The following is a 12,032-nucleotide window of genomic DNA, read 5'->3' as shown; positions in this document are numbered from 1 at the left end:
ATTCCCGCCACACCTTGCGCGCCGCGCGCCACGCGTTCGTCGTCCCGCCCCCCTGTTCACTTGCGCTGAACGTACGCCGATCCCGCGTGGGAGCGTACGTTCAGCGCAAGTGAACGTTGGGGGAAGGGGCGACGCACGGCGCGCAAGGTGTGGCGGGAATGGATCGGGGCGCTCTAGCGTCGAACCTGGTGCGCGGGCATCCGATCCGCGCACGTAAGGAGCGATCGTGGCGTACATCACCGTCGGAACCGAGAACTCGGTCGACATCGACCTCTACTACACCGACCAAGGACCGGCCGACGCGCAGCCCGTCGTGCTGATCCACGGTTTCCCCCTGAACGGCGAGTCGTGGGGCAAGCAGCAGGCGGCGCTGCTGGATGCCGGCTACCGCGTGATCGCGTACGACCGCCGTGGCTTCGGCGCATCGACCAAGGCCGGCGCGGGGTACGACTACGACACGTTCGCGGCCGACCTCCACGCCCTGATCGAGGACCTGGACCTGCGCGACGCCGTCCTCGTGGGCTTCTCGATGGGCACCGGCGAGATCGCCCGCTACCTGTCGCGCTACGGCAGCGCTCGCATCGCGAAGGCGGCGTTCCTCGGCTCTCTCGAGCCGTACCTGCTCAAGACCGAGGACAACCCGGGTGGCGCCGGCCCCCAGGAGTTCTTCGACGGCATCGCGCAGTCCGTGCGCGACGACCGCTACGCGTTCATGGCCGGCTTCTTCAAGGACTTCTACAACCTCGACGACAACCTCGGCACGCGCATCTCGCAGGAGGCACTGGAGGGCAGCGTGCAGATCGCGAACCTCGCCGGCAACACCGCGGTCGCCGCGGCGCCGCTGACGTGGCCGACCGACTTCCGTGCCGACATCCCGGCCATCGACGTGCCGACGCTCATCCTCCACGGCACCGCCGACAACATCCTGCCGATCGACGTGACCGGGAGGCGGTTCAAGGACCTCCTGCCCGATGCGACCTACGTCGAGCTCGAGGGTGCCCCGCACGGCCTGCTGTGGACCCACGGCGCCGAGGTGAACGAGGCGCTCCTGGCCTTCCTCAACAGCTGATCCCCCACGCGACGATGCCCCGGCACCAGGTGCCGGGGCATCGTCGTTCTCGTGTCAGGCGTGCGCGCGGCGGCGGCGCAGCACGACCGCGAGAACGCCCGCGCCGATCAGCGCGGCGGCGAGCCCCGCAGTCGCGGCCAGCCCGGCACCGTCGGCGCCTGTCGCCGCCAGCGGCCCGGTCACGGTCACCTCGGTCCAGCCGATCACGTTGCCGTCGGCATCCAGGACGACCAGCCGATGCTCGCCCGGGGCGACGCCCGCCGGCAGGGTCACCGTCACCGTGCCCGCCGCGCTCACCACGTGGGTGCCGAGCGAGATCGGAGTGGAGTGCAGCCACACCGACACGGTGTCGCCGGCGTACTGCGTGCCGACGAAGAGCGTCACCGTCTGCCCTGCCGCAGCCGTGGCCGGTGCGTCGACCGACCCACGCGTCGCGTCGGTGAGCTGTCCGTCAGACGCCGGCCCCGAGGTCGAGGGGCCCTGCGTCGGGGTCGGCGTCGGCGTCGGCTCTCCCGGTCCACCCGGCTCGTCCGTCGACGGGCACGGGAGCGTACCCGCGCGCAGCGAGTGGCCGTCGGTATCACCGTCGTCGGCCCATACGACCTCCTGGAAGCCGTCCGCGCACGTGGACGCCGGGGCGACGGCCATGCCTTCGTTGTTGAGATTCGGCATCCCCGCGGGGCGGGCGTACGAGTGCGCGACCTCGAAGTCTCCGTCGACGACGTCGAGGAGGTTGTAGACGCCGCCGCAGCCGTCGTCGCACAGGGCCCACAGCGCACCGCGATCCGCGTCGTAGGCGACGTCCATCGACCACGGGAAGCCGGAGCTCTCGACCTTCACCTCGACGGGCGCGGCGCCGGCGGCGAGGGAGAAGAAGTGCAGCGCGCCGGTGGCCTCCACCGCCGTCACGAACAGCCCGGGAGTGACGTAGTCTGACGCCGCGTACGCGGTGCCGTCGACCTCGAAGCCGGATGCGACCAGGAACGCGTCGGGCACGTAGGTGATGCCTTCGAGTCCGAGGTTGGTGCCGGTCGTGACGAACTCGTTCACATCCCACTCACGCGTCGCGACGAGCTCCGTGGTCGTCGCCGTCACGGCGCTCACATCGAACCGGGCGATCTTGTTCGACGACGTGTCCTTCGCGCGCCCGTTGTCGCGCTCCGAGGTGATGTAGACCGCGCCGTCGGGGGCGATCGTGACGCCCTCGGAGTCCAGTTCGCCCCCGCCGTCCGCGAAGCGGAGCGGGATGCCGCCGACCCACTCGGGGAACGACTCGTAGACACCGTTCACCGCGTGCATCTTGAACAGGCGGCCCTTGTTCATCACCACCCAGAGGATGCTCGGATCGGCGGGGTCGAACGCCGCGCCCGACACGTCGCCCTCATCGTTCGCGTCGAGATCGGTGAAGGCGTCGACCGCGTCGACGACCGACACTGTCGCGGCGCCCGGCCAGGTCTCGGTACTCAAGCCCGGGCAGGCGTTCGCCGCACCCCAGGTCGCGGTCGGCGTCTCGACGTACGACACCGTCCCGAACAGATCGCAGCGGCTGTAGGACGCGATGCCGTCCTCGTACCAGGTGTGCGCGATCACGCTCGCGCCGTCTTCCGCGCGGCGGATGGTGAGCGCGTCGGCGCTGTCGAGCCCGGCGATGTCGTCCGCGACGTAGAACGCGCCGGCCGCGAGCACGGTGCCGGCGGGAATGGTGTGGACCACGGCATCCTGCGCATCCCGCAGCTCCCAGCCCGAGATGTCCACCGACCCCGACCCGGTGTTGAGCAGCTCGGCCTTTCCGCCGACGTTCGAGACCTCGTTGAGGACGACCGGCGTATCCAGACGGCGGGACTTCGTCGCGCACGACGAGGTGTTGTCCTGCCCGAAACTGTTCTCGGTCACGCGCCAGAACTCGTCGGACGCGTCCGGGCAGGCCGCGAAGGCACGCGCATCGGAGTCGTACGTGTCGGATACACCGGCGTCGCCGTCGCCGTATGCCTGCTCGTCGACGAGCTGGCGCGTCGCCGCGTCAGCGCCCGGGCCGTAGATCTTGACGGCATCGCCCTCTCCCGAAAGGCCCTTCTTCGAGGAGAATGCGACATACCCGCCGGCTGGGATGATCCATGAGCCGGCCGGTTCGAGCGAGTCGCCGTCCCAGGTCGTGAGATCCGCCAGGGTCAGCGGCGACGCGCCTGTGGCCGCACCGCTGTCGGTCTGGTACCAGCCTTCGATCGTGACGTCGTGCGTGCCGGTGTTGACCAGTTCGACAGCATCGCCGAAGCCCGGGTTGCCCGGGTCGTCGTCATTGAGCGAGGCGATCTCGTTGATCTCGATGTCGTCCCAGTTCGGGTCCAGTGCCGGCGCCGGCGGCGGCGGCGTCGTCCCGCACACGTTGGCGGCGCCCGGGGTCGGCGTGGTCGCCTGGAAGTCGCCGGTGCCGTCGGCGCAGCGACCCCACGAGGTGGCGTGGGTGCCGGCCGGCCACGTGGTGGTGTCGACGAGCGTCGTCGCGTCGGGGAGGTAGAGGTTCGCCTCGTCGCCCTTGCCGAGCCCGGCCGCGGTGTAATCGAGCTTCAGGAAGCCGCCGGGCTGGAGCGTGGTCCCGGCCGCGATCGACTGCAGGTGGGTGGCGTCGGTGAGGCGGGCGTTGTCGGCGAGCAGCCAGCCCGAGAGGTCGACGGCGTCGCTGCCGATGTTGGTGAGCTCGATCCAGTCGCCGGGGTCGGAGTTGACCTCGTTGATCACGATCGCAGCACCGGCGCTCGTCGGTTCGAGACCGACGACGGCGGCCTCGATCTCACTCACGATCGCGGGGGGCTCGACGGCGAAGGCCGCCGGTGCCACCAGGACCGGAACGGCCGCGAGCGAGGCCACGGCCGCGACGGCGACGAGGGCGCGCACACGCGCGTGGGAAGACGGATGAGATCGCATCGGCGGTCACCTTCGACGAGGGGGTTCGGGTTCGGCCCAGCGTCTCGACGGTGTGCGAAGGGCTGGTGAACGCGCGGTGTCGTCGAACCGAACGGGCGGCCACCGGCTGGTGGGCGCCCGGCGCCACCGGCTGGTGGGCGCCCGGCGCGGACGACGGATGCCCCGGCATCGTGCCTCCGCACCCGCGGCATGGGACATGCCGAGAAGACGGATGCCCCGGCATCGCGCCCGCGCGGGGCTCGGTGCCGGGGCATCCTGTGGCGCGTGTCAGACCTGCTGCGGCGCGCCGCCGGCGTTCGCCATCGCGATGAGGCCGTCGATCATCTCGGCGCCGACCCCCTCGCCGTCGCCCGCGAGGGCGCCCATCATGCCGATGCGGCCGACCGGGAACGACTCCATCATCTTGGACATGTCGACGCCCTCGGGCATGATCGACGCCGCGCTGTCGCTGACGCCGCCGAGCATCTGGGCCATCGCGGCCTGCACGATCGGCCCGGCGATCGGGTGAGCCAGCACCTCGCCCATCGACGACGTGCGCGACAGCGGCAGCGTGAACGCGTCGCCGTCGACCGCCACCGACACGGACGAGCGGATGTCGCGGCTCGACGCCGCGATGTCGACCGCGTACTCGCCGCCCTCGACCACCCAGCGGTCGGCGCGGACGTCCCAGTAGGCGAGATCCTTGCGGCGCACCGTGAGCGTGACCACCTGGGTCTCGCCCGGCTCGAGCGCGACCGAGGCGAACGCCTTGAGCTCGCGCGGCGCACGCTGCACCGCCGAGTCCGCGAGCGATGTGTAGACCTGCACGACCTCGCGGCCGGCGCAATCGCCGGTGTTGGTGACGGCGACGGTCACCTCGACGTCGCCGTCCGCGTCGACGACGGCCGCGGCATCCGCGTACGAGAACGTCGTATACGACAGTCCGTGGCCGAAGGGGAACCCTACCTCGAGACGGCGCGCGTCGTACCAGCGGTAGCCGACGAAGAGGCCCTCGCCGTAGCGGGTGTGCGAGAACTCGCCGGGGAAGTCGAGGAACGCCGGGGTGTCCTCGAGCCGCACCGGGATCGTCTCGGTCAGCTTGGCCGACGGATTGACGGCGCCGAACAGCACGTCGGCGGTCGCACCGCCGCCGGCCTGACCGAGCAGCCAGCCCTCCAGGATCGCCGGCACGCGGTCGGCGAACGGCAGCGCCACGACGCCGCCGTTCGAGAGCACCACGACGGTGTTCGCGTTCGCCGCGAGCACCGCGTCCAGCAGGGCGAGCTGCGCGGCGGGCAGGTCGATGTCGTCGCGGTCGTAGCCCTCGGACTCGAGACGGGCGGGCAGGCCCAGGAACACGACGGCCACGTCGGCAGCGGATGCCGCGGCCACCGCCTCCGCGCGCAGCGCCGCGGTCTCGTCGTCCGAGACGTCGAGCGCGTTGCTGAATCCCTGCGCGTAGGCGACCTCACCGGCGGCGAGCGCGCGGATCTCGTCGAGCGCGGTGTCGAGGCGCGTCGGGTTGATCATCGACGAACCGGCGCCCTGATAGCGCGGCTTCGCGGCGAACTCGCCGATCACGGCGAGCCTCGCGTCCTTCGCCAGCGGCAGGATCCCGTCGTTCTTGAGGAGAACGATCGAGCGGCCGGCCGCCTCCCGCGCGAGCGCGTGGTGGGCATCGACGTCGAGCGGTCCCGCGATGGCGCCGGCACCGTCGGTCGCCTTGCGCACGAGGTCGAGCACACGCCCGGCCGCGACATCCACCACCGACTCGTCGAGCGAGCCGTCCTGCACCGCCGCGACGATCTGCGCGTCGGTGACGCCGTTGGATGACGGCATCTCGAGGTCCATGCCGGCGGCGAGGCCCGGCACGCGCTCGTTGACCGCACCCCAGTCCGAGACCACGAGACCCTCGAAGCCCCACTCGTCGCGCAGCACCTGGGTGAGCAGCCACGGGTCCTCCGAGGCGTACACGCCGTTGATGCGGTTGTACGAGCACATCACGGTCCAGGGCTGGGCGTCCTCGACGACCCGCTGGAACCCGCGCAGGTAGATCTCTCGCAGCGGGCGCGGGTCGACGTCGGACGAGGACCGCATGCGGTCGTTCTCCTGGTTATTGGCCGCGAAGTGCTTGAGCGAGGTGCCCACGCCCTGCGACTGGATGCCGTTCACGATCGCGGCGCCCAGCACACCCGACACGATCGGGTCCTCGGAGAGGTACTCGAAGTTGCGGCCGCACAGCGGCGAGCGCTTGATGTTGATGCCAGGACCGAGCAGCACCGCGACGTTCTCGATCGACGTCTCGGCGCCCAGCGCCTCGCCGACGCGGTGGATGAGCTCGACGTCCCACGACGAGCCGAGGCCGACGGCCGGCGGGAAGCAGGTGGCGGGCACGCTGTCGCCGATGCCCAGGTGGTCACCGCCCTCGCGCTGCTTGCGCAGGCCGTGCGGGCCGTCGGTGACCATGATCGCGGGCACGCCCACCCGCTCGACGGGCTTGGTGTACCAGAAGCTCGCGCCGCTGGTCAGCGACGCCTTCTCTTCGAGGGTCAGTTCCGTGACATCGGGGATGCTCATGGAGTTCCTTTCTTCGGGGTGTGGAAGCCTGTGGCCGCGGTTCAGCGGACGGCCTTGATCGGCCAGACGGCCAGCGCACCGAGGATGCCGAGCACGATGGCGACGGGGAAGAGGCCGGCATAGCCGAAGATCAGCACGATGGCACCGGCGACGCCGGGAGCCAGCGTCTGCGGCAGGGTCGCGGCGATGTTCACGACGCCGAGGTCCTTGGCGAACGACTTGGCCGACGGCAGCACCTCGCTCATGAGCGCCGTGTCGACGGCCTGGAACATGCCGAACCCGAAGCCGGCGATGAACGTCATGATCATCCAGGCGTTGAGGTCCTGCCAGACCCACGGCAGCAGGAACGCCAGGCTCACGACCGCGGCGGACGCGAACACGAAGGGCTTGCGGCGGCCGACCCTGTCGGAGAGCGGGCCCGACACGACGGTCGAGATCAGGATGCCGACGAGGCTCAGGAGTCCCAGCAGCGGGATGACCTGCTCCGGGTGCTCGACGCCGAAGTAGTCGGTGAGCAGGAACAGCTGGTACCCGGTGACCGCGAAGTAGCCGGTGTACAGCAGCAGCCGGCCGGTGAACGCCCAGAAGAAGTCGGGGTGCTTGACGGGGTTGACCCAGAAGGTGCCGAGGAACTCCTTGAGCGAGAAGGGCTCGGCCTTCAGCTCGGTGCTCGGGTAGTCCGGGTTGAAGACGACGAAGAGGGTGAGGATCACGAGGGCGAAGACGGCGAAGATGATGTAGCCCACGGCGATGCTGCTGTAGAAGAAGGATCCGACGATCGAGCCGCCGAGCGCGCCGACCATGAGGCCGATGCCCGACAACGCGGCGAACGTTCCGCGGCGCTTGAGCGGCACGCGGTCGGGCATGACGGCCGACAACGGCCCCTGCGCGACGTTGTAGCAGACCTGCACGAGCGTCCAGGCGACGATGATGCCGACGAGCGAGCTCGCGAAGGCGAGGCCGACGAGCGCGAGCGCGCCGGCGAGGGCGCCGAGCACGATCCAGGGCGCACGACGGCCGAAGCGCGTGCGCGTGCGGTCGGAGATCTGCCCGGCGATCGGCTGGGCCAGCATGGCCGCGAACGCGCCGATCGTCGCGACGATCGCGAGGTTGGCGACCTTGTTCTCCTCACCGAAGAGCACGGTGATCTGCTGTGGCAGGAGGATGCCGGGGACGGCGCCCCAGATGAGGAAGATCCCGAGGTTGGCGGGGATGATCCACGCCATCAGCCGCCGCAGGCCCTTGAGCGGGACGGGCGGATCGTCGTTTCCGGAGGCGGTGGCGACGAACGTGTTCTCGGTGATCGGTGCGACGGGGGCGGTGTACTCAGACGGCGCTGTCATGAACGGGTCCTTGCTTCGGGTGATGAGGGCTCGACGGTGAGCGCGCTCGGCAAAACCTTATGTCATTTGGTTTTGAGAAATCAAGCGATGTTCGGGTTTACTTCTCCTATGACCGAGAGCGGTACCGGACGACGCGGCTCCTACGCCAAGGGCGTCGCGAAGCGGGAGGAGATCCTCACGCGCGCCCTCGACGTGATCGCCCGCGAGGGCTATCGCGGCGCGTCGGTGAAGGAGCTCGCGGATGCCGTGGGCCTCAGCCAGGCCGGACTCCTGCACTACTTCGACAGCAAGGAGGATCTCTTCACCGAGATCCTGCGCAAGCGCGACGAGATCGACTCGCTCGACCAGGGCCTGGGCGTCGATCTCGAGCACGGCGCCCCGCGGGCCGAGGACGCCGAGCAGGGCGACATCCGCGCGGGCTTTCTCGGCGTCATCAGCCACAACGCGGATGTCCCCGGCCTGGTGCATCTCTTCGCACGGCTGTCGGTCGACGCGGCGGATCCGGAGCACCCCGCGCACCAGTTCTTCCTGGCGCGCGGCGAGAACCTGCGCGGATTCTTCGCGGCGGCGATCGCCGCCCAGCAAGCGGCGGGCAGGCTCGACAGCCGCATCGAACCCGAGGCGCTCGCCCGCATCTTCCAGGCGGTCGCGGACGGCATGCAGCTGCAGTGGATGCTGGAGCCCGGCGTCGACATGGCCGCGACCGTCGGCGCCCTGTTCGACCTGCTCACCCCGGAGAAGCCATGAACCCCACGCCCTCGCCGGCAGCTGCCGGCACGTCGCCCGCAGTCTCCGCGCCTTCGAGCCCAGACACGGCGACGACGCGTTACGTGGAGGCCGACACCGTCACGGGAAGGGTTCGCGGCCTCTGGCGCGGCGAACCCGGATCGGGCGGATCGGCCGCGTTCCTCGGCATCCCGTTCGCGAAGCCCCCGGTCGGGGCACTGCGATTCGAGGCGCCCGTACCGCCCGAGCCATGGGAGGGTGTGCGGGACGCACTCGAGTTCGGTGCGACCGCGCAGCGCGGCGATGCGGGGATCACCCTCATTCCGGAGCCGTCCGTGCCCGGTGACGCGACGCTCAACGTCAACGTGTTCACGCCCGTTCCGGGCGTGGTGGATGCCGCGCTCCCTGTTCTCGTCTGGATCCACGGCGGGGGCTACGTCTCCGGGTCTCCGGCGAGCCCCTGGTACGACGGCGTCGCTTTCAACCGCGACGGCGTCGTCACGGTGACGATCTCGTATCGCCTCGGCTTCGACGGATTCGGGCACATCGACGGCGCACCGTCGAACCGTGGCGTGCGGGACTGGCTCGCCGCACTGCAGTGGGTGCAGGACAACATCGCGAGCTTCGGGGGCGACCCGTCGCACGTCACGATCGCGGGGCAGTCCGCCGGCGGAGGCGCGGTGCTCCGACTGCTCGCGATGCCCGCCGCGCAGCATCTGTTCCATTCGGTGTGGGCGCTGTCGGGCGCGCTGGCGGACGTCTCGTCCGAGCGTGCTCGCACCGCGTCGGCGAGGCTCGCTCGTCTCGCCGGCGTCGCGCCGACGCGCGAAGGCTTCGCCTCCGTACCGGAGGAGACCCTGCACGCCCTCCAGTCGAAGGCTGTCGAGCCCGAATCGGCCGATCGCCTCGCCGGCGTGCGAGGGCTGCTGGACGACGGGCTCTCGTGGGGTCCGATGATCGACGGCGACCTCGTCCCCGATCCCACGATCGCCGCGCTGCGCTCCGGCGCGGGGGCCGACAAGCCCCTCGTGCTCGGCACGACGGACGACGAGTTCACGATGGTGCTCGACTCGGCCCAGCGCAAGCTCCGGTTCATCCCCGCGGGCCTGGCGCTTGCGAAGCTCGACGTGCCCCGCGATCGCCGACGCGCCTACCTCACCGACAATGCGGCACAGCGCCGCAAGGGGACGGCAGCGGTCCTCGGCCGCTACGTCACCGACGTGGTCTTCCGCTCGACGGTCGTGAAGGTCGCCGACGCGCGCGGAGCCGCACCGACGTGGGTGTACCGCTTCTCCTGGCCCTCGCCGACCCGGCGGTGGGCGCTGCACTGCCTGGACGTGCCGTTCTGGTTCGACTGCCTCGACGAGCCTCATGTGGCCGCGATCGCCGGCGACGCTCCCCCGCGGCGACTCTCCGACGCGATCCACGGCGCCGCGGTCGCCCTCATCCGGGGCGCCGCCCCCGGGTGGCGCGCCTGGTCGGACGCACCCGGGACGACACGCGTGTTCGGAGGCGCGGCATCCGCTGCCGATGTCATCGCCGACGGCTACCGCAGCGTCCGCGCCCTCGTCTGACCCGACGACCGCGCCCCGCACGGCAGACGAACTCCGCAGAATCGCGCGAACCTGGCAGGATTCGAGCCGATCGCCGCACATCCGCAGTGATTCTGCGGAATTGGCGCGTCAGGCCAGCGCGGCCAGCACTTCGCGCTCGAAGAGCTCGATGCCCGAGAGGTCATAGGCCGCCTCGGGGAAGTAGTGGATCGCGTAGGTGATGCCGTGCCGCTCGCGCTCGGCGAGACGCTCGACCACCTGCTCGACCGCGCCGAAGGCGGGCGAGCTCACGTAGTCGTGCTCGATCTGGTCGGCGCGCTCCTGCCCGACGAACGGGAGGACCCGGGCCTTGACTGCCGCGAGACGCTCGTGGGCCTCGGCCTCGGTCGCGCCGACGATCGTGTTGAAGTTCGAGCTGCGGGTGATCTCCGAGAAGTCGCGGCCGAGGGTGTCGCAGTGGTCGCGGAGGATCGCGCTCTTGCGGTCGATGTCGTCGAGCGAGCCGGCGAAGTTCGTGTACGACGCGTACTTCGCCGCGATCTTGAGCGTCACCTTCTCGCCGCCGCCGGCGACCCAGATGGGGATGCCGCCGTCCTGGAGCGGCAGCGGCTGCACGAGGGCGCCGTCGACCTGGTAGTGCTTCCCGTCGAGGGTGGCGCGGCCGGTGGTCCAGGCCTGCTGCATGATGTCGACGCCTTCGCGCAGCATCCGCAGCCGTTCCGGAACCGGCGGGAAGCCATAGCCGTACGCCTCCCACTCGTGCTCGTACCAGCCGCCGCCGATGCCCATCTCGGTGCGGCCGCCCGAGACGATGTCGACGGTCGCGGCGACCTTCGCGAGGTAGGCGGGATTGCGGTAGCCCATGCACGTGCACATCTGGCCGAGGCGGATGCGGTCGGTCGACGCCGCGAACGCCGCCATCAGCGTCCATGCCTCGTGCGTCGCCTCCTCGCTCGGCACGGGCGTCGTGTGGAAGTGGTCGTAGACCCACAGCGACTCCCACGCGCCCGCGTCGGCGCGCTGTGCCAACCCCTTCATCACCTCCCAATGCTCGGAGGGGTCGATGCCGACCAGATCGAATCGCCAGCCTTGGGGGATGAAGGTACCGAAGCGCATGTCCCCAGCCTAGGGAAGCGTTTGCTCGTGTTCCGCGCTCGAAACGCGGGCGTGCGGCATCCGTTCGCACATGACGGCGATCGCCTCGGGGTTGTGATCGACGAGGACGGCGTCACGGCCGAGCGCCGAGGCCACCGCACCCGTGGTGCCGCTGCCCGCGAAGAAGTCGAGCACCCGGTCCCCCGGGCGCGATGAGGCCTGCACGATCCGTCGCAGGATCCCCTCGGGCTTCTGCGTCGGGTAGCCCGTCTTCTCGCGCCCGGTCGTCGGCACGATCGTGTGCCACCAGACGTCGGTCGGGAGCTTGCCGCGCTCGGCCTTCTCGGGCGTGACCAGCCCCGGCGCCATGTAGGGCTCGCGGTCCACGGCATCCGAGTCGAACCAGTACGCCTTCGGATCCTTGACGTACACGAGGATCGTGTCGTGCTTGGTGGGCCAGCGCTTGCGGGTCTTGGCGCCGTAGTCGTAGGCCCAGATGAGCTCGTTGAGGAAGCGCTCGCGCCCGACCAGCGCGTCCATCAGCACCTTGGCGTAGTGCGCCTCGCGGTAGTCGAGATGCAGGTACAGCGTGCCGTCCTCGGCGAGCAGGCGCCAGGCCTCGAGCAGCCGCGGCTCGAGGAAGCCCCAGTAGTCATCGAACCGGTCGTCGTAGGCCCGCAGGTCGCCGCGGATGCGCTCGTACTCGCGACCATGGAACCCGCGCCGCACGACGCCGGCTGCGATCGGTGGCGCTCCCGCCCCACCCAC

8 protein-coding genes are annotated in these 12,032 nt (G+C 70.4%); 3 read left to right on the top strand and 5 right to left on the bottom strand.

The genetic code is table 11. From position 1 onward, the window contains the following. The first annotated feature begins 226 nt into the window (after window positions 1–226). Window positions 227–1,069, top strand: a complete 843-nt coding sequence (locus ACI3KX_RS20690; protein ID WP_404910926.1) for an alpha/beta fold hydrolase — start codon at window positions 227–229, stop codon at window positions 1,067–1,069. A gap of 54 nt (window positions 1,070–1,123) precedes the next feature. Here the strand turns inward: ACI3KX_RS20690 and ACI3KX_RS20685 are convergent, their stop codons facing one another. From ACI3KX_RS20685 to ACI3KX_RS20675, 3 genes are all read right to left on the bottom strand, one after another. Next, window positions 1,124–3,991, bottom strand: coding sequence for a lamin tail domain-containing protein (locus ACI3KX_RS20685; protein WP_404910925.1), 2,868 nt, complete (start codon window positions 3,989–3,991; stop codon window positions 1,124–1,126). Window positions 3,992–4,258: 267 nt separating this feature from the next. Next, window positions 4,259–6,547, bottom strand: coding sequence for a glycoside hydrolase family 3 C-terminal domain-containing protein (locus tag ACI3KX_RS20680; RefSeq protein ID WP_404910924.1), 2,289 nt, complete (start codon window positions 6,545–6,547; stop codon window positions 4,259–4,261). 41 nt (window positions 6,548–6,588) lie between these two features. Next, window positions 6,589–7,890: an MFS transporter gene (locus ACI3KX_RS20675; RefSeq protein WP_404910923.1), complete on the bottom strand. Its 1,302-nt coding sequence runs from the start codon at window positions 7,888–7,890 to the stop codon at window positions 6,589–6,591. 108 nt (window positions 7,891–7,998) lie between these two features. Between ACI3KX_RS20675 and ACI3KX_RS20670 the strand changes: the two genes are divergently transcribed. Both ACI3KX_RS20670 and ACI3KX_RS20665 read left to right on the top strand, forming a co-directional pair. Further along, window positions 7,999–8,637 carry a helix-turn-helix domain-containing protein gene (locus ACI3KX_RS20670; protein WP_363354903.1) on the top strand — a complete coding sequence of 213 codons (639 nt, stop codon included), beginning with the start codon at window positions 7,999–8,001 and terminating at the stop codon, window positions 8,635–8,637. Then, window positions 8,634–10,190: a carboxylesterase/lipase family protein gene (locus tag ACI3KX_RS20665; protein ID WP_404910922.1), complete on the top strand. Its 1,557-nt coding sequence runs from the start codon at window positions 8,634–8,636 to the stop codon at window positions 10,188–10,190. Before ACI3KX_RS20670 ends, ACI3KX_RS20665 begins: the two co-directional genes overlap by 4 nt. A gap of 108 nt (window positions 10,191–10,298) precedes the next feature. Here the strand turns inward: ACI3KX_RS20665 and ACI3KX_RS20660 are convergent, their stop codons facing one another. Further along, window positions 10,299–11,285, bottom strand: a complete 987-nt coding sequence (locus ACI3KX_RS20660) for an LLM class F420-dependent oxidoreductase (protein WP_404910921.1) — start codon at window positions 11,283–11,285, stop codon at window positions 10,299–10,301. Window positions 11,286–11,294: 9 nt separating this feature from the next. Next, a partial coding sequence (locus tag ACI3KX_RS20655) for a DNA-methyltransferase (RefSeq protein ID WP_404910920.1) occupies window positions 11,295–12,032 on the bottom strand: 738 nt, incomplete at its 5' end.

It is taken from the genome of Microbacterium sp. ZW CA_36 (genome assembly GCF_044987475.1).
Taxonomy (GTDB): Bacteria; Actinomycetota; Actinomycetes; order Actinomycetales; family Microbacteriaceae; genus Microbacterium.
The sequence above is the reverse complement of the archived record's forward strand: the minus strand, read 5'-3'. Positions and strand labels throughout refer to the sequence as shown.

Excerpts from the sequence above, each read along its gene's own strand:
- ACI3KX_RS20685 (WP_404910925.1), bottom strand. The coding sequence starts at position 3,991 with ATGCGATCTCATCCGTCTTCCCACGCGCGTGTGCGCGCCCTCGTCGCC.
- ACI3KX_RS20680 (WP_404910924.1), bottom strand. The coding sequence starts at position 6,547 with ATGAGCATCCCCGATGTCACGGAACTGACCCTCGAAGAGAAGGCGTCG.
- ACI3KX_RS20675 (WP_404910923.1), bottom strand. The coding sequence starts at position 7,890 with ATGACAGCGCCGTCTGAGTACACCGCCCCCGTCGCACCGATCACCGAG.
- ACI3KX_RS20665 (WP_404910922.1), top strand. The coding sequence starts at position 8,634 with ATGAACCCCACGCCCTCGCCGGCAGCTGCCGGCACGTCGCCCGCAGTC.
- ACI3KX_RS20660 (WP_404910921.1), bottom strand. The coding sequence starts at position 11,285 with ATGCGCTTCGGTACCTTCATCCCCCAAGGCTGGCGATTCGATCTGGTC.
- ACI3KX_RS20670 (WP_363354903.1), top strand. The coding sequence starts at position 7,999 with ATGACCGAGAGCGGTACCGGACGACGCGGCTCCTACGCCAAGGGCGTC.